Source organism: Paracoccus sp. IB05, from assembly GCF_016405985.1.
In the GTDB taxonomy this organism is placed as follows: domain Bacteria; phylum Pseudomonadota; class Alphaproteobacteria; order Rhodobacterales; family Rhodobacteraceae; genus Pseudogemmobacter.
Window position 1 is genome coordinate 1 of record NZ_JAEFCF010000042.1, and the last position, 16,480, is coordinate 16,480.

At 63.9% G+C, this 16,480-nt stretch carries 15 protein-coding genes; 3 read left to right on the plus strand and 12 right to left on the minus strand.

Going from position 1 to position 16,480, the window contains the following annotated elements; all coding sequences use genetic code 11:
* Positions 1-453: 453 nt before the first annotated feature.
* From JC607_RS20845 to JC607_RS20860, 4 genes are read right to left on the minus strand one after another with little or no spacing between them, the layout of a single operon-like run.
* Positions 454-744 (minus strand): hypothetical protein, encoded by a 291-nt coding sequence (locus JC607_RS20845; protein ID WP_198838749.1) that lies wholly within the window; start codon positions 742-744, stop codon positions 454-456.
* 13 nt (positions 745-757) lie between these two features.
* Complete coding sequence (locus JC607_RS20850; protein ID WP_198838750.1) at positions 758-1,804, minus strand: linear amide C-N hydrolase; 1,047 nt, start codon at positions 1,802-1,804, stop codon at positions 758-760.
* 10 nt (positions 1,805-1,814) lie between these two features.
* Complete coding sequence (locus tag JC607_RS20855; RefSeq protein WP_198838751.1) at positions 1,815-2,540, minus strand: hypothetical protein; 726 nt, start codon at positions 2,538-2,540, stop codon at positions 1,815-1,817.
* Positions 2,541-2,550: 10 nt separating this feature from the next.
* A complete protein-coding gene (locus tag JC607_RS20860) occupies positions 2,551-3,915 on the minus strand; it encodes an amidohydrolase family protein (RefSeq protein ID WP_233093063.1) in 1,365 nt (454 codons plus the stop codon).
* Positions 3,916-5,015: 1,100 nt separating this feature from the next.
* On the opposite strand from JC607_RS20860, the gene JC607_RS20865 reads away from it, so the two are divergent.
* Positions 5,016-5,882, plus strand: coding sequence for an aldose 1-epimerase family protein (locus JC607_RS20865; protein WP_198838753.1), 867 nt, complete (start codon positions 5,016-5,018; stop codon positions 5,880-5,882).
* A gap of 8 nt (positions 5,883-5,890) precedes the next feature.
* Here the strand turns inward: JC607_RS20865 and JC607_RS20870 are convergent, their stop codons facing one another.
* From JC607_RS20870 to JC607_RS20885, 4 genes are all read right to left on the minus strand, one after another.
* Positions 5,891-6,817, minus strand: coding sequence for an ABC transporter permease (locus tag JC607_RS20870; protein ID WP_198838754.1), 927 nt, complete (start codon positions 6,815-6,817; stop codon positions 5,891-5,893).
* 7 nt (positions 6,818-6,824) lie between these two features.
* On the minus strand, positions 6,825-7,889 hold the full coding sequence (locus JC607_RS20875) for an ABC transporter permease (RefSeq protein ID WP_198838755.1): 1,065 nt from the start codon (positions 7,887-7,889) through the stop codon (positions 6,825-6,827).
* Positions 7,886-9,454 (minus strand): ABC transporter ATP-binding protein, encoded by a 1,569-nt coding sequence (locus JC607_RS20880; protein WP_198838756.1) that lies wholly within the window; start codon positions 9,452-9,454, stop codon positions 7,886-7,888. The genes JC607_RS20875 and JC607_RS20880 overlap by 4 nt, the downstream gene beginning before the upstream one ends.
* A gap of 97 nt (positions 9,455-9,551) precedes the next feature.
* Positions 9,552-10,586, minus strand: coding sequence for a BMP family protein (locus JC607_RS20885; RefSeq protein ID WP_198838757.1), 1,035 nt, complete (start codon positions 10,584-10,586; stop codon positions 9,552-9,554).
* Positions 10,587-10,778: 192 nt separating this feature from the next.
* Between JC607_RS20885 and JC607_RS20890 the strand changes: the two genes are divergently transcribed.
* On the plus strand, positions 10,779-11,114 hold the full coding sequence (locus JC607_RS20890) for a hypothetical protein (protein ID WP_198838758.1): 336 nt from the start codon (positions 10,779-10,781) through the stop codon (positions 11,112-11,114).
* A gap of 321 nt (positions 11,115-11,435) precedes the next feature.
* Positions 11,436-12,203 carry an SDR family oxidoreductase gene (locus JC607_RS20895; RefSeq protein ID WP_198838759.1) on the plus strand — a complete coding sequence of 256 codons (768 nt, stop codon included), beginning with the start codon at positions 11,436-11,438 and terminating at the stop codon, positions 12,201-12,203.
* 20 nt (positions 12,204-12,223) lie between these two features.
* Here the strand turns inward: JC607_RS20895 and JC607_RS20900 are convergent, their stop codons facing one another.
* From JC607_RS20900 to JC607_RS20915, 4 genes are all read right to left on the minus strand, one after another.
* Positions 12,224-12,931, minus strand: a complete 708-nt coding sequence (locus tag JC607_RS20900) for a GntR family transcriptional regulator (RefSeq protein ID WP_198838760.1) — start codon at positions 12,929-12,931, stop codon at positions 12,224-12,226.
* 62 nt (positions 12,932-12,993) lie between these two features.
* Complete coding sequence (gene ppaT / locus JC607_RS20905) at positions 12,994-14,208, minus strand: pyridoxamine--pyruvate transaminase (RefSeq protein ID WP_198838761.1); 1,215 nt, start codon at positions 14,206-14,208, stop codon at positions 12,994-12,996.
* A 1-nt stretch (position 14,209) separates the two neighbouring features.
* Positions 14,210-15,556, minus strand: a complete 1,347-nt coding sequence (locus JC607_RS20910) for an MmgE/PrpD family protein (protein ID WP_198838762.1) — start codon at positions 15,554-15,556, stop codon at positions 14,210-14,212.
* Positions 15,556-16,464, minus strand: coding sequence for an NAD(P)-dependent oxidoreductase (locus tag JC607_RS20915; RefSeq protein WP_198838763.1), 909 nt, complete (start codon positions 16,462-16,464; stop codon positions 15,556-15,558). Before JC607_RS20915 ends, JC607_RS20910 begins: the two co-directional genes overlap by 1 nt.
* Positions 16,465-16,480 lie beyond the last annotated feature (16 nt).

The window sequence follows — 16,480 nt, forward strand, 5'->3', positions numbered from 1 at the left end:
GCCTCCTTGCCTCAAAGTTAGCGAAGAAGGCGTCCACGAAACATGGGGCTATTCACCTTGGCGGTGTAGCCATAGCGCGTCGAGGTCCAGCCGATGCTGTCGGGCGGCTCCGGCACGGCCGCTTCCGGCCCGATCCGGATGCGGTGCTGGCGCATAGGCGGTGGTCGGTGATGCTGCCCTGCGCCTTTGCGATGTGGACTGCGCGGCGGTGGCAATCGGAAACCGGAGCGCAGGATAAGCGCGCATGAGGCGCGGCATTCCAATGGCAGTGCAAAGCCAGAGGACAGGCACAAACTCTCTGCGCCATTCCGGTTGGACCGATCAAAGCTGGCATCTGTTTGCGCAGTCACTGATTGGCAAACATCCGGATTCCCGACACAGCCTACAGGTCCTCAGCACAAATGTAATGCGAACACCTGGACGCTCTGAACTGATCCGCGCGGCCGGGTTACGTCAGGTCTTTGAGAGGCAGCGATAGGTCACATCAAAGCCAAAGGTCGATTTCTGTTCCATTCTGCTCAGAACAGCATGCCTGTCTGAACGCGCACATTCACTTTGCGCCAGCAAGTCATAGCGCTCGGGCGGGCTCTTTCGCGTGGCGTCGATCAGCCCGTGCAGCACAACCCCATCGGCGGTGCTTCGCAGAATTCTCACCGGCTCTTCGGGCCTGGGGCTGCTGACACAGGCCGCCTGTGTTGCGGCAAGCATGGCAAGCAGCGGCAGTCGGATCAGGGTCCTGGTCATGCTGATACCTCACTCATTCGGCAGGTTCGAAACGGAAAGGCTCTGCAGCGACAAACTCTGCCGAGACCTCGCCCGAGCGGATGCTGCCCATATCCACGCCCAGATCCAGCTGACGTACACCGCTGTCCCTGGTAAAATCCAGCTGCTTCAGATCAACCCAGAACACATTGGGCGAGATCGCGGATTCGACATAGAACAGCCGGTCCTTCTGATCCGCCACCACCCGCCAGCGTGTGGTCGAAAGGTTCGGCGCATCCGGGGTCGAGATCCCATAAGGCACCGAGGCATTGCGGATCACGCTGAAGGCCGCTGCCGCAGCCTCGCGCGGGTCATCCGATTGCACGACCATGTCGATATAGGTGCCGGCGCGCACGAAACGGTCAGCGGCGCGGGTGGTGCCGGGCAGCACCTCGCGCGGGTTGACACCCTTCCAGTAGGAGGCCAGCGCGAGTTGCGCATCATAAGGCGGGTCATTGGTCATGACGTTGAATTCGGGCCCGTGATGGATCACCAGTTCGCCATTGAGCCATTCCAGAATGGCACTGTCACCGCTCGCATCCGACAAAGACAGATGCACGGTCGTCAGCCGCCCCGGCTGCATCGGCACGTCCCTGGTCAGGACATGGAAGGGCTGCGCCTCCAGATCCTTCACCGCCTCGGCAACGGTTGCGTAATTGTCCATGAAATACTGCGCCCAGAGGGACAGCGACATCTGCGGCGTCTGGCCGTCATCCTCAGGGTATTCCGAGCTGACCAGCCAGAGCATATTGGCAACCAGCCCCGCCTCGTTCATGCCGTCGACGGTGGAGATGTCATAGCCCGAGACGATCAGGCTGCCATATTTCGAGGTCCATTCCAGCGAGCGCGGACCTGCCTCGCCAGTGCGGGTCATGCCGCGCGGAAAGACCCATAGATTCGAGACCATCGGCAGGCTCCAGTCCATGGACCGTGCGGTCAGGACGCGCCCCTCCGGCCCGTGATAGACCACGCGGGTGCAGGCATCGGCAATCGGCGCGGCCGCCACGGCGAGAGAAAGCGCCAGGACAAGGGTTCTGAACATCTCGATCTCCTCAGAATCGCCAGGTCGCGCCGAAAAGCGGCCCGCCCATGCGCATATCAAATTCGGTGCCGCCGCTTCGGTAATCGACATTCAGCTGGCGATAGCCAACCGAAAGCCAGAGAGTGTCATTCACCTCGTAATTCACCGTCACGAGAACCTGGCTGGTGCTTTCCGAGCCGACGCCAAAGCCGCCGAAATCGGCATAGACCAGCGCAGACCATTGCGGGGCCAGCGCGATATTGGCGCGGGCCGCGAGGACCGGGTCGACGAAATCCTTGCCCGGCGAGGCCTGCATCATTCCGCCAGCGACCGTGATGCTGCTTTTGATGCTCCAGGCACGTGCACCGGCCAGCAGATCAAGGGTAAAGGCCTCATTCTGCACCGCACGCCAGCCCGCGAGCAGGGTCAGCGAGCGCTGTGTCAGCTTTCCCTCTGCAGGCAGGCCCGGAGGCACATGGCCGGATTTCGAGCTGGATGACCAGCTCAGATCCCCCATGAAGATCAGACGGTCGCGGCGCGCATAGCCCGAAAGGAAGAAGGCCCCGTCAAGATCATCGACGAGATCAGAAAAGCCCTTGTCGAAGGACAGGGTCGGAGCACCCGTAAAGGGGGTGATGTCGCCGCCAAAGCCTGCGGCCCAGACATAGGGGGTGACCTGGCGTGACCAGCCCTCGGCCAGAGCCGCGGTTGATCCAAGGGCGAGAATGGCCATAGCCCCCAGCAGGTTGCGGATCATGTCATGCTCCTCACAAGGTATTTTTAAACAGGCGGCCATCCTTGAGGATCACCCTCAGATTGCTGCTGTCAGAAAGCCAGTCGAGACCGGCCTCGGCATCGCCATCGACCACCAGAAGATCGGCCAGCGCCCCCTCGGCGATCACGCCCAGCCGTCCGTCATAGGGCGCGCGTGCCCCCGACAGTGCCAGAAGATCCCCCGCCGCCCCGGTTGCCCGGTGCAGCGCCTCCAGCGGCGACATGAAACGGGCCAGCTTGGTCAGCTGTTTGGCCTGGGTTTCCCCGCCACCATAGAGAATATCCGTGCCGAACGCCCAGTTGACCTTGTGCTTGTCGGCCCATTCAAAGGCCCGCATTGTTCCTTCGGCCACCATCTTCTGTGCGGCGATGGCCTTGGGGTCAGTGTATTTATTCGCATCCTCGTCCGCCAGGAACGGCTGGATCGACCACCAGGTGCCATTATCCGCCATCATGCGGACCGTATCCTCATCCGCCAGCTGGCCATGTTCGATCGATTTCACACCCGCTTTGATACAGCGCTGGATGCCAGCCGAGGTATAGACATGGGCGCAGACATAGGTGCCCCAGTCGCTCGCGGCATCGACTGCGGCCCGCATCTCTTCCAGCGTGAACTGCAGCGATTCGAGCGGGTCATATTGCGAGGCCACACCGCCACCCGCAGTGATCTTGATCTGGCTTGCGCCTTTCATCAGCTGCTCGCGGGTGCGGCGCAGCACCTCGGGGACCCCGTCAGCCAGTGCCGACATGCCGGCTTTGGTCGCATAATCGGGCTGATCGACCGGCATCATCGGCAGCGTGTTCTGAAAACGGAAATCGCCATGGCCCGAGGTCTGGCTGATGATCGCCCCGGCGGGGAAAATGCGCGGGCCGGTCACCACACCGCGATCCACCGCGGCCTGGAGGCCAAAGGCCGGTCCGCCGACATCGCGCACGGTGGTAAAGCCGCGCATCAGGGTCGCGCCTGCCTCTCTCCCCGCCATCAGATGCAGGAAGCCGATATCCTGGGTCATCGCAGCCAGCTGGCTGACCGAGGCAAGCGTCGTATGCCAATGGCTGTCGATCAGACCAGGAATGACAGTGCGCCCGCCACAATCGATCCGCTCGGCCTCTGCCGGACCCTGGCCCGCTGCCGGCAGCGCGGCAATCCGGCCGCCCTCAACCAGAATGTCGACGCCACTGTGCAGGCTCAGCGTTGTGCCGTCGAAATATTTCAGATTGGTCAGCAAAAGGGGCGCGCCCGCCGTCTGCGCCCGCAGCTCCTTTGGGGCAAGTCCAAAACCTGCAAACATCCCCACGACCGCCGCCATGCCTCCCAGCATCTGACGCCGGGAAATATCCGCCTCTATTCGGCGCATCGCTGTCAGAGTGTCCGGGCTCCCGCAATGGCAGAAATGCATCAGACCGTTATATGTGACGGCTTCAAAACAGGCGGTGCACATACGGTCACTCCGAGAGGCTAAAAGAATAGGTAAATCCGAAAGTTGAGCGATAAACTACCCGCACACCCCAGAAATGCAAACCAATTCTTGGGTCCGGATAACCCGCGAGTACTGCCATCGGGACCCACCGGAACGCAGCTCGGATTTGCAGGCTGGCCAGGCCAATGTCGAACGACAGCAATATGGCAATGCAGCCTCTGCTGCGGCCCTCGACCCGCCGCACCCGGGCAGCCGGGCAGCCGGGCCAAAGGACAGTTTGTGAAGGCCGATGAGTATCGTTGCCCGGCGGTCCAGACGTCGCCGCATCGTACCACGACCGAGCACCAGGGTTTGCTTATGCGCCGCCAAGGCTACAGGAACGAGAGCGGGCTATCTACTTTTGCTGCACATTATGCCGCACGCGGATAATTTAAGCCATTGTTATTGAACTATTTTAGTAAAATTCTTCATGCTCTCACTGTCGTTCCCACAGTGGTACGCGGAATAGGATCGCCCTGGCCGGAATTGCTCGGAACAATCGCGCGCCCCGTGTTCGGGCTGGAGTCAGGCCGAACGTGCGATTTGTCGGGGCAACAGATTTTATCCGCTCATGCCTCAAAAATGAAGCTTTCCCAAGCCCTTATGCCTGACCTGTTCGTCAGCCTGGCCGGCAGTCCCTACCGCTCGCTTAAGGTGACCGAAAACAGTGTCTGTTTTTCCGGCCAGGTGTCCGGCTGACCCGCCGACTGGTCGCAGTTCTGACCGGAGCCGGGGCGGAGGGTCTGATCTGTTGCGGCGGCAATAATTCCTTTGCGAGGCGCAGTTTTATGGCGCAGCCTCTCTGATCATGCTCTGCTGCCGGGACGGTCACGACCATGCGCGCCACGCGGCCAATATTGGCCGTAAGGTGACGATGCATCGCTCTGACCGGGAGCCGGCTGTGCTGGCCGAAGTGACAGAGGGCGGCCATAAAATCCGCCAATGTGGGTCGCTGCGGGCGGCAGAGGCGGTCATGGCCGCGATCAGGAGGGAACAGAATGGCGGAGAGGATCCGGCTTGAAAATGGCTCTGTCACAGCGGAAATCGCTATCATGGGGGCCGAGCTGCGGTCGTTGAAACAAGGCCCGCGCGAGGTTTTGTGGCAGGCCGACCCGGCGTTCTGGGGCCAGTCGAGCCCGCTTCTCTTCCCGATCTGTGGCCGGGCCATAGACAATCGCGTCAGCGTTGACGGGGTCGATTACCCGATGACCATCCATGGCTTCGCGATGGAAAGCCGGTTCACGCTGGTTGAAACCACTTCCGACAGCTGCACTTTCGCGCTCGAGGCCGATGAAACCAGCCGCCGTCTCTATCCTTTCGCGTTCCGGCTGGAGCAGAGCTACCGGCTGGCAGCCGACCGGCTTGACTGCCGGACACGGGTTGAAAATACCGGCGCGCGGCCGATGCCCTTCAGCTTTGGCTATCACCCCGGCTTTGCCCTGCCCTTGCCGGGTGTGACTGGCGCGCATGAGGTGCGGCTCCTGAACGGCGCCGCGCCCGCGCCTGCGGAACAGCGCGAGAATTTCCTGACCGGCGGGGAGATTGCCACACCATTTGACGCCGGGCGGCTCGCGATCCGGGACGAGACCTTCTTCCCGTCCTCCTCGATCATCCTCGCCCGGGGCGCAGGCGAGGGGCTGTTTTACGGCGCGGGCAACCGGGGGCTGGTGATCCGCTGGCAGGGTCTGGAAAATCTGGTCCTCTGGCGCCCGCAGCAGGCCGGGTTTCTCTGTGTTGAGCCCTGGCAGGGCCTGCCCGGCCAGATTGGCGCCGGGCCAGAGCTGGCAGCGCGGCCCTTCAGCCTGACCCTCGCCCCGGGCGAGGCGCGGGAATTCGGGCTTACGGTCGATATGGCGGCGCTTTAACCCCTGCCCTATCTGGCGCCGCGCTCAAAGCTTTCGCCAAGGGCTGCGGGCAGGCTTGCCTTGCGGCCGGCAACCAGCAGGACCAGCATGACCATGGCGAAGGGCAGCATCTGGATCACATCGACCGGCACATTGACGCCTGCGACCTGCAGCGCGGTTGTCATCGAAAGGCTTGCGCCAAACAGGAGCGCGCCGCCCAGCACCCAGAGCGGCCGCCCCCGCGCCAGCATCGCAAGCACGATGGCGATGAATCCATTGCCATGGCTCATGAAAGGGATGAAGACACCCGCAACCGCGACCGACATGAAGGCCCCGCCAAGACCCGCCAATGCACCCGTGGTCAGCACCGCCAGCGCGCGGGTGCGGATCACATCGACGCCAGCCGCATCCAGCGCGGCCGGCTTGTCGCCCGCCGCCTGCAAAGCCGATCCGAGATGGGTCATGCGGTAGATCCAGGCGAAAACCGCCACCAGGATCACCGCAAGATAGACCACCGGATTATGGCTGAAAAACATCGGCCCGAGGATCGGGATCTCGGCGAGGCCGGGGATGCGCCAGCTCTGCATCCCGTCAAGCCTGGGATAGGATCGCGAGAATTGCACGAAATGCAGTAAAGCGGTGAGGCCCTGGACCAGCAGCGTCAGCGCGATGCCAATCACGATCTGGTTCAGCCCCAGGATGACGCAAAACACCACCATCAGGCTTGCCACCAGCGCCCCCGCCCCCGCACCGCCGGCAAAACCGACGGCGGAGCTGCCGCTGGCCCAGGCGGTGAGGAACCCGGCATAGGCCCCGGCGAGGATCATGCCCTCAAGGCCGATATTCAGCACGCCCGCCTTTTCCGAAAGCTGCTCACCGAGGCCCGCAAGCAATAGCGGGATCCCCGCCATGACGGCGCCAAGGAAAAGCGTGATGAGGAAGGTTTCCGTGAACATCAGGACCTCAGTCTCTCGCACGCGCGCGGCGGCGCTTGTCGGCATATTCGGCAAGGCCGAGGGTGATCAGCAACAGCGCCACGATGACAAGCGAGAAGAAGCTCGGGACACCGAGGCGGCGCGCAGCACTTTCGCCGCCGATGGTCAGGGCGGAAAAGAGGAAGACATAGGCGATGGATCCGAACCCGTTCAGCCGCGCCAGGAAGACCAGCGGCACCACGGTCAGGCTATAGGCCGGGTTCCAGTCGGCGCGCAGATTGCCTTGCGTTCCAAGGATATCGACCGCGCCCGACAGGCCCGCAAGCGCGGCGGAAATCGCAAAGACCGCGATGGTCAGTTTCGGAACCGACAGCCCGGCATGGATCGCCGCGCGCGGGTTCGCCCCCACGACCCGCAAGCGCATCCCGAAGGCCGTCCGCGTCATCACCAGATGCACGAGGATCACCACGACCAGCCCGATGATCAGCCCCGAAGAAACCGTCGTGTCGAAAAGACGCGGCAGCCGTGCCTCGACCGGCAGCGTCCTTGTCTGCGGCGTGGTGGTGGCGGGGTCGAGGAACGCGAGCTTCACCAGCACATTGGCGAAAGAGACGCCCAGAAAGCTCATCATCAGCGTGGTGATGATCTCATTGATGCCCTGACAGGCCTTGAGGATCGCCGGCAGCACCGACCAGGCCGCGCCGATCACCGCCCCGATGACAAGGCCCGTGGCCAGAACCAGCCAGACCGGCATACCGGCGGCAAACATCAGCGGCGTCAGCGCGGCGACCAGCACGGCGGCCAACAGAAACTGCCCGTCACCGCCGAGGTTCCAGATCCCGGCCCGGAAGGCGACGATCAGGCTTGCCGCGATCAGAAGCAGCGGCCCCATTCGGGTCAGTGTCGCTTCCAGCCCCGAGGGTCTGAAAATCGAGCGTTCGACCACAAAAGCGTAATAATCCAGCGGGTTGACCCCCATCGCCATCAGGATCAGCGCGCCAAGCGCCAGCGCCGCCAGCAAAGGCCCGATCAAAAGGCCCAGCATCCAGAGCCAGTCGCGGCCCGGGGCAGCGGTCAGGGTTGTGTCGCTCATGCGCTGTCTCCCGCGCTCATCAGCCGGCCAATGGCGTCGCGCGCGCCGGGGCCGTTTTCGACAATGCCACGGATGCGGCCCCGGTCGATCACCGCGATCCGGTCGGCCAGCTCCAGCAGTTCATCGAGATCGGTCGAGATCAGCAGCACGGCCTTTCCCGCCGCCGCGGCCTCGCGGATACGGGCGCGGGTCGCGCGGATATTCTGCACGTCAAGGCCATAGGTTGGCTTGGCGAAAATCACCGCCTCGGCAGCACCCGTCAGCTCGCGCGCCAGAAGCACCTTCTGGATATTGCCGCCCGAAAGCTTGCCCACCGGCGTCTGCACGCCCGGGGTGCGGATGTCGAAGGCCTTCACATGGTCTTCGGCCTGGGCGCGGATCGCCTGCGGGTTCTCGACCCCTTTCTTCCAGAAGGGCGAAGACCCTATCTCTTTCAAAAGGAAATTCACCGCGACCGGGAAAGTGGCGACGGTGCCCTCGCCCAGCCGGTCATCGGTCACATAGCGCAGCCCTGCCGCGCGGCGCCCGCCGACGGTCAGCGCGCCGATCTCGCGCCCGTTCAGCCGCACCGACCCGCGCGAGGGCACCTGGCCTGACAATGCCTCCGCCAGTTCTTTTTGCCCATTGCCATCAATCCCCGCGATGCCGAAAATCTCGCCCTGATGCACCGCGAATGTCATATTTTCCAATGGGATACGGCCAGATCCGGCGGTCAGGCCTGCGACCTCCAGCACGACCGGCCCAGGCGCGCGCGGCTCACGCATCGCCGCCTCGCCCTGCCCCGCGGCGCTGCCGAACATCAGTGCGATGATCCGGGCCGTGTTTTCCGCATCCGTATGCGCGCGCAATTCCTCCGGCCCGATCTCGCCCGCATTTTTCCCCAGCCGCAGCACCGAAATCCGGTCACCATAAGCCAGCGCTTCATTGAGCTTATGGGTGATGAAGATGATCGCCAGCCCCTCCGTCACCAGGCGGCGCATGAGTTCCCCCAGCGACACCGCCTCCTGCGGCGTCAGCATTGCCGTCGCCTCGTCAAGGATCAGACAGCGCGAGCCCCGCATCAGCGCGCGCAGGATCTCGACCTGCTGGCGTTCGCCCAGCGACAAAGTCGCGACCAGAGCGAAAGGATCGACCCGCAGGCCAAGCCGCGCGGCGGTCTCAAGGATGCGCGCCGCCTGGCCCTCGCGGTCGGGGCGCTTCCACCAGGCACCGCCAAGGGTGAAATTATCGACAACCGACAGCGACGGCACCAGCATCGAATGCTGAAACACTGTGCCGATGCCCAATGACAACGCATGGCGCGGCGAGGTCACGGTAACGCGCTTCGCCCCGATCTCGATATGCCCCTCATCGGGCTGTTGCAGCCCGGAAAGCATCCCGACCAGGGTCGATTTCCCCGCCCCGTTTTCGCCAAGAAGAACATGGACCTCGCCCGCATAGATCCCGGCGCTGACATTGTTATTGGCGATCACGCCCGGAAATCTCTTGGTCACGCCTTTCAGCGCAACAACCGGGCCGGGGGTTGCAGATGGCGCATCCGCCATCGCCCCGACAGGTGCCTGCATGGAGTGGTCCTCATGGAAAACCCGCGGCCCGTTGCCGCCTCGCGGGACATGTCACTGACGGGCAGGGCCTGACCGGCCCCGCCCCTGCAGTTGCAGCTTACTCGACGGTTTTCACCAGAGCATGCACGCTTTCGGCATCATATTTGGCCTCGACCTTGATCGCGCCGGAAATGACCTCGCCTTTCAGCGCCTCGATCTCGGCCCAGACATCGTCGGGGATATTCGCAGTCTTCAGCAGGCGCAGACTGTTATCCGAGAGTTTGATGTCGTAATTCTTTTCGCCGTAAGTGCCGGCCTTCAGATCGGTGATCATCGCGGAATAAACCGGGGTCAGATCCCAGACCACCGAGGACAGAAGATGCCCCTTGTCGATCGAGGTCTTGTCGCCGATCACGTCGATGAAATAGGCCTTGCCACCATCGGTCGCAGGGGTGGTTTCCACCGCCTGAAGCATCCCGAAGGAAGACCCGTTGCCCTGGCCAAAGATGATATCGGCGCCCGAGGCGATCACGGTTTCCGTCACGCGCTTGCCGCCTGCCGCATCGGCATATGCAGCCGGCCCGATCACCGCATAGCGGACTTCGACCGCAGGCTTCTCGGCCTTGACGCCTTCGGCGAAGGCGATGGACATATTGTTCCAGGATGGCGGCTCGCCTGACACCACGATACCGACCACGCCGGTGCGGGTCATCTTGGCAGCCAGACGGCCCGCAAGATAGGCGCCATCCGAGCCGGTCGCGGTGTAATCGGCGACTTTGCCCTTCGAAAGCTTGTCGGGCATATCGACGATGGCCACCGGCACGCCCAGCTCTTCGCCGATCTCGGGCGCAGAAGTGTTATAGCCCGAAGCATGGCCGATCAGAAGATCGGCGCCGTCTTCGGCCAGCTCACGCAAAGTGGGGCGCACATCGCCATAGCCGAGGTTTTCGGCCACGATGACCTCGATCCCTGCCGCCGCGCCTGCGGCTTTGGCCGCATCGACGCCTTGCTGGTTCCAGCCCATATCGGTGCCCATTTCGGGCGCCAGAATTGCAATGGAATCAATCTCATCCGCCGAAGCAACAGCCCCCCAGCCCACAAGGGCGAGCGTCAGGACAGCGCGGCTGACAGTGCCGGTAATCGTCTTTTTCATCTCATCTTTCCCTGTTGTCGTTTTACAGTTGACAGTCAGCCGCCGCCCGGATGCCATCCGGTCAGGTGAAATTCAGACGCACGGCTTATGATGCAGTTGTCCCGCATACGTTCTGTTACGACCCCTGCCCTGGCGTTTGTCGCCAGTCTTGCCGGGCCTCTGACTGCACCGGCATTTGCCGCGCAGCATAGTGTGGAAATCGCAATAACCAATACCGGAGATGCGGGCCTCGCCTGCGGTGCCGCGATTGCGCATTGGTTTTCCGAAGACCTGGGCCGTGCGGCGCCGGGCGAGACGCTGGAATTCAGCTTTGGATATGACCTTGCAACCGGCACCGTGTTTCGCCTGAACGATGTTGGCGATGAAATGGCGGTGCAACGGGTCTGGTGCGGGCTTGCGGGCAATGCCTGGCCCACCCGCGCCGAGATCCCGCTGGAGCGGCGGGCGGGCGAGGCCCCTGCCCCGGTCGCGCTGGACTGCGCGGCGGTGGAAGGCACGACCCGCTGCACGGCCAAAGCGGCCGAATGACCGCGCGCACCCGCATCTCTTGCCGCAAAGCTGTACATCAGACCCCTTTCGTTTGAGGGATATCGTGGCAGGTATCGTTCAGGGGAACCCATCTGCCGGCTGCCTGAATCGAGAGAATTTTCCCTGCGGCAGCACAAGAAACCAGGTCCCCGATTGACAGCACAAGAATACGATAACATTATCATACCGTAATACAATGTGAAAAAATCCTACATCTGCAGCCCTGGCTGAAATTTCCGTCACATGACTGAAATTTCATCATATTCCCGGGGCGGGTGCCGGAATTTTATCCGGTCACGCCGGAGGAAACGGGAGAATGCCATGCGCAGCGCCATCGTCACCGGAGCAAGCCGGGGCCTCGGAAAAGCCTTTGCCATCGGCCTTGCCCGGGACGGATTCGCGCTGTCCCTTGCCGCGCGCGACGCGGCTGCGCTTGAGGAAACCGCGCGCGAGGCACGGGCCGCCGGAGCGCCTCAGGTGATCATCACCGCGACCGACCTCTCTGAGCCCGGGGCGGCAGGCGAGGTCGTAACGGCGACGCTTGCCCAGCTGGGCCGGATCGACGCATTGATCAACAATGCGGGCGCCACCAAACGCGGCGATTTCCTCGCGCTGACGGATGAGGATTTCCTCGAAGGCTTCGCGCTGAAATATCACGCAACCGTCCGGTTCTGCCGCGCCGCATGGGAGGCGCTGGCGGCGTCAAAAGGTGTGATCGTCAATATCTCGGGCGTCGGCGCTCATACGCCCGAACCCGATTTCACCATCGGCGGCTCGGTCAATTCGGCGCTGATCAATTTCACCAAGGCGATCTCGAAACGGGCACAGGGTGCAGGCATCCGCATCAACACGCTCTGCCCCGGCCATATCGTCACCGACCGCCTCTCCCGCCGGATCGGGACCCGGGCGGCGGAACGCGGCATCAGTTTCACTGAAGCCCAGGAGGAAATGCGGGTCGAACATGGCATTGCCGCTTACGGCCAGCCGGAGGAGGTCACCGATGTGCTGCGCTTCCTGTGCAGCCCGGCCGCAAGTTATGTCCACGGCACGGTGATCAATGTCGATGGCGGGGCGACGCCCGGAATCTGACCGGGCGGGGTGACGCGCAGTCAGCCTTCAGCCGCTTCCTCGGCAAGGCGCTTCTTCAGGATCCCGATCGCCACCTTGCCGGCATTCATCACATGGCGCGCCGCGAGCTTGCGCGCCTCTTTCCCGCGCCGCGCCGCGAGATGGTCGACCAGCTCTGCCAGTTCCAGCAGGCTTTCGGCGGTGCGGCCAGGCGCCGCCAGCGAGGTCGCGCGCAACACCATGACCCGCGCATTCAGCGAAGACAGGGTATGGCCAAGCGCCTCATTATGGGCGCCAAAAATCAGGCTCTCGTAAAAGGCGTTTTTCGCGGTCAGCCGCTCCAGCGGGTCGGTCATATTGCCGATGCCCTTGAGCACCTCGAACGAGGCTTTCAGCGCGGCGATATCTGCATCGGTCGCATTGCGGGTGAACAACTCGCAGGCGAGGCCCTCCAGCTCGATCCGGACCTGGTAAATACCCTCGGCCTGTTCCGGCGTCAGCACCGCCACGATCGGCCCGCGATGCGGCACGACCTGAACAAGACCCTCGCTTTCCAGCTGGCGCAGAGCTTCGCGCACGGCGGTCCTGGACACGCCGGTCATTTCGCAAAGGTCACGTTCGGTGATGCGCTGCCCGGCGGTGAAATAGCCAAGCGCGATCGAATTGCGGATGCTCTCGGTCACCGAATGGCGCACCGGGGCGGCGGCCTTGGTCACACGAAACTCCAGCGGAAGGGCTTTGCCGTTCATTCCATACCATCATGATCGGGGCTGCAGCACGGTGTCGCGCCGCCGGCCATATGACAATGTTACTATACGACAATCGGCCCTGGTGAAAGGACCGTCTCTCCGGCGGCGTCGATCACCGAAAGTGCCGCCGCAACTCCGGCGCCGGGGTCGATGCCCTTGACCCCCATCGCGCGCATCCCCCCCGCCATGGCCGCCACTGCGACCAGCGCATAGGTCGGTTTCGCCGTCGGCCCCATATGGCCGATCCGGGTCAGCCGGCCCAGCGTCTCGCCGCGCCCCGAAGACAGCATCACCCCGTAACGCGCCCGGATCAGGGCGCGCAGCGCCGCTTCATCGACGCCATCCGGCGTGGCCACAGCGGTGCAGGTCGGCGAGGCGATCTCTTCGCGCGCCGGCCAAAGCCGCATTCCGGCGGCGATAATCCCGGCGCGGCAGGCTTTCGCGGTCAGCGCATGACGCGCCCAGACGGCCTCTTCGCCCTCGGTCAGATAGACATCCAGCGCGGCATCCAGCGCGTTGATCTCGGAGACGGACGGCGTGAAGGGAAAGCCCTGCCCCGCCAGATGCGCCTGCCGCCAGTCGGCAATCGAGAGGATCGAGTCTTTCGGCGCATCCTTATTGGCGGCGATCTTCGCCCAGCCGCGATCCGACACATGCAACAGCGACAGGCCCGGCGGGCAGCCGAGGCATTTATTCGGCCCGGTGATGAAAATATCCGCCCCGCAGTCTTCGGGCAGCACCTTAACGCCACCGAAAGCCGAGACCGAATCGACAATGAAGATCTTCCCCGCCGCCCGGACCACTGCGCCGATCTCATCAACCGGGTTCAGCGTGCCCGAAGGCGTGTCGTGATGGCACAGCGACACCACCGCCACATCCGGCCGGGCCGCCAAGGCATCCGCCACGGCCCCCGCCGTCAGCACCTCGTTATAAGGCACCTCCAGCTCAATCAGCTCGCCGGCATAGCGCGCTGCCCAATAGCCAAAGCCCTTGCCATAGACCCCCGAGACGAGGTTCAGCACGACATCACCTTTGGCGATGACCGAGGCGGCGGCGGCCTCCAGCCCCAGCACCGGCTCGCCCTGCAGGATCACCGGCGGGGTGTCGGTATGGAAGGCGCGCTGGACCTTCGCATTGACGCTTTCATAGAAGTCCAGAAACGCCGGGTCGTAATCATAAAGCACCGGGCGCGAGAGGGCGCGCAGCACTTCGGGATAGGCATCGACCGGACCGGTGGTCAGGGTCATAACCGGCGGGGCAATCGGTTTTCTGGTCATTTCAGGCTCCTTTTGGCGGGCGGGCCATGGCGAGGAAGGCGGCGGCATTGTCAGTCTCTTCGATCCCGGTCAGCGCAGCGACCAGCGTGCCAGCATCCAGCGCGGCGCCGTTATGGCGGATCTGACCGGCGAGTTTCGCGGCAAGGTCTTCGTCGGACAACGGATATGCAAGCCCGCCCTTCGCGGCCTCGACGTGGCGGGTCAGGCGGCGGCCATCGGCCAGCTCCAGCCTGACCTCCGCCGCCTCCAGCGAAAAGCCCGGATCATCGCAAAAGACCAGCCTGGACCCAAAATCGCGCAAGACCGGGTCAGCCACCGCCGCATCGGAAAACGCCGCAAGCCCGGCCTCGCCCCGGATCAGGCTCACGGCTACCGCATGCTGCGCCGAGACCTGGGCGAGCCGCCCCGAGGTCACGCCGGGCCGGTCTGTGCGCGCTCTGAGCAGCGGATGTCCGGTCAGGGTGACACGGGTGATCTGCCCAGCGTTCAGGTCGGAATGCAGCGCCAGACAGGCCTCGATCACCGGGTTCAGCACCACGCCACAGGGATAGGGTTTGAACGTATTGTGCAAAACCTCCCACCGCTGGCCCAGATCTTCAAAAGCGGTCAGATCGGGGGCATCCGAATGCAGCGCCAAAAACCCTTGCCTGCCCTCCAGCGGTGCCTCCGGGCCGGTAAACCCCCGCTGCGCCAGCAGCGCCCCCATCAGCCCCGCCCGCGCCGCCTGCCCGACCGACAGGCTTTTTGACATGGTCCCGAGCGTCTCGACCGAACCGGCATTCTGCGCCAGCGCATGGCCCATGGCATCAACCATCTGCGCCCCGGTCAGCCCGAGGATCTGCCCCGCAGCCAGCGCCGCCCCGAACGTGCCGCAGGTCGAGGTGATATGCCAGCCGCGCGCGTAATGCACAGGATGCAGCGCGAGGCCAAGGCGACAGGTCACCTCCATCCCCGTCACAAAGGCCCGGATCAGCGCCTGACCCGAAACCGGGCGCCCCTGCCCCGCCAGGGTTTCCGCCAGCGCCAGCACCGCCGGGCCGACCGGCGCGGCAGGATGGATCACGGTCGGGATATGGGTGTCGTCATAATCGAAAATATTCGCCGCCGCCGCGTTGATATACGCGGACCAGAGCATATCGGCGCACTCTTCCCGCCCGATCAGACTGGCGGTGGCGGGGCCGGAAAATGCCGGCAGCAGTGCGGCCAGGCGGTCAATCGCGCCCTCGCGCGCGCCGCCGATCGCACAGCCGGTCATATTCAGGAACGCCCGCCGCCCCGCCGCCCGCACTGCCTCTGGCAGCGGGCCGGGATCAGTGGCAAAGGCGGCGATCCGGCGGCTGAGGGACATCAGCCAGCGGCCTTGCCGCGCAGCTCGGTGCCGGCCCAGGCCTCCAGCGGGCGGATGATCTCGGTCATATCGGCATCGGGGCCAAGCTGGGCTTTGGTGATGGAAAACAGCGTCCTGACCGCATTTCCCACCAGCATCTGACAGCCAAGACGCTCGGCCTCCTCCAGTGCGAGCCGGATGTCTTTCAGCGAGAGTGCAATCGCAAAACCGAAATCGAACCCGCGCGGCAGCACGAAACGCGGGATCTTGTCGGTGCTGGCCGAGGTCCGCCCGGATCCCGCATTCAGCACCTCGATCATCACATCAGCATCGAGCCCCGCCTTCGCGCCCATCACCATCGCCTCGGATGTGATCGCGAGCGAGGCGGCCGAGCAGATATTGTTGATCAGCTTCATCACCTGGGCCTTGCCCGGCTCATTGGCCACGCGAATGACCTTGCCCAAAGCCAGCAAAAGGGGTTCGACCCGTTCGAAATGCGGCGACGGCCCGGCGGCCATCAGCGCGAGCGTTCCTTTCTTCGCCCCCGCCACGCCGCCCGAAACCGGGCTGTCGATCAGCGCGATGCCGGCAGCCGCCAGCACCTCGGCCAGATCCATCTCGGCCTTAGGGCCAGTGGTGGAAAGATCAACCACCCGCTTCACGCTACCGGGATGCGCGGCGATCTCACGCCCGACCGCCAGCACCACTTCCGGCGTTGGCAGCGAGAGGAAAACCGTCTCTGCGCGGGCGCAAAGTGCCTTGAGGGAACCGGCATCCTCTGCCCCCTGCGCAACCAGCGCAGCCACCGCGCCTGCATCGCGGTCATTCACCAGCAGCGATGCACCGGCGGCGATGATATTCGCCGCCATCGGCCGCCCCATATTGCCCAGGCCTACAAATCCGATGCCCGCAAAACCCGTCTCAGCCATCTCGCTCTCCTGTTGT

Coding starts and splice junctions, on each gene's coding strand:
- JC607_RS20845 (WP_198838749.1), bottom strand. CDS start 744: ATGACCAGGACCCTGATCCGACTGCCGCTGCTTGCCATGCTTGCCGCA.
- JC607_RS20850 (WP_198838750.1), bottom strand. CDS start 1,804: ATGTTCAGAACCCTTGTCCTGGCGCTTTCTCTCGCCGTGGCGGCCGCG.
- JC607_RS20855 (WP_198838751.1), bottom strand. CDS start 2,540: ATGATCCGCAACCTGCTGGGGGCTATGGCCATTCTCGCCCTTGGATCA.
- JC607_RS20860 (WP_233093063.1), bottom strand. CDS start 3,915: ATGCGCCGAATAGAGGCGGATATTTCCCGGCGTCAGATGCTGGGAGGC.
- JC607_RS20865 (WP_198838753.1), top strand. CDS start 5,016: ATGGCGGAGAGGATCCGGCTTGAAAATGGCTCTGTCACAGCGGAAATC.
- JC607_RS20870 (WP_198838754.1), bottom strand. CDS start 6,817: ATGTTCACGGAAACCTTCCTCATCACGCTTTTCCTTGGCGCCGTCATG.
- JC607_RS20875 (WP_198838755.1), bottom strand. CDS start 7,889: ATGAGCGACACAACCCTGACCGCTGCCCCGGGCCGCGACTGGCTCTGG.
- JC607_RS20880 (WP_198838756.1), bottom strand. CDS start 9,454: ATGCAGGCACCTGTCGGGGCGATGGCGGATGCGCCATCTGCAACCCCC.
- JC607_RS20885 (WP_198838757.1), bottom strand. CDS start 10,586: ATGAAAAAGACGATTACCGGCACTGTCAGCCGCGCTGTCCTGACGCTC.
- JC607_RS20895 (WP_198838759.1), top strand. CDS start 11,436: ATGCGCAGCGCCATCGTCACCGGAGCAAGCCGGGGCCTCGGAAAAGCC.
- JC607_RS20900 (WP_198838760.1), bottom strand. CDS start 12,931: ATGAACGGCAAAGCCCTTCCGCTGGAGTTTCGTGTGACCAAGGCCGCC.
- ppaT (WP_198838761.1), bottom strand. CDS start 14,208: ATGACCAGAAAACCGATTGCCCCGCCGGTTATGACCCTGACCACCGGT.
- JC607_RS20910 (WP_198838762.1), bottom strand. CDS start 15,556: ATGTCCCTCAGCCGCCGGATCGCCGCCTTTGCCACTGATCCCGGCCCG.
- JC607_RS20915 (WP_198838763.1), bottom strand. CDS start 16,464: ATGGCTGAGACGGGTTTTGCGGGCATCGGATTTGTAGGCCTGGGCAAT.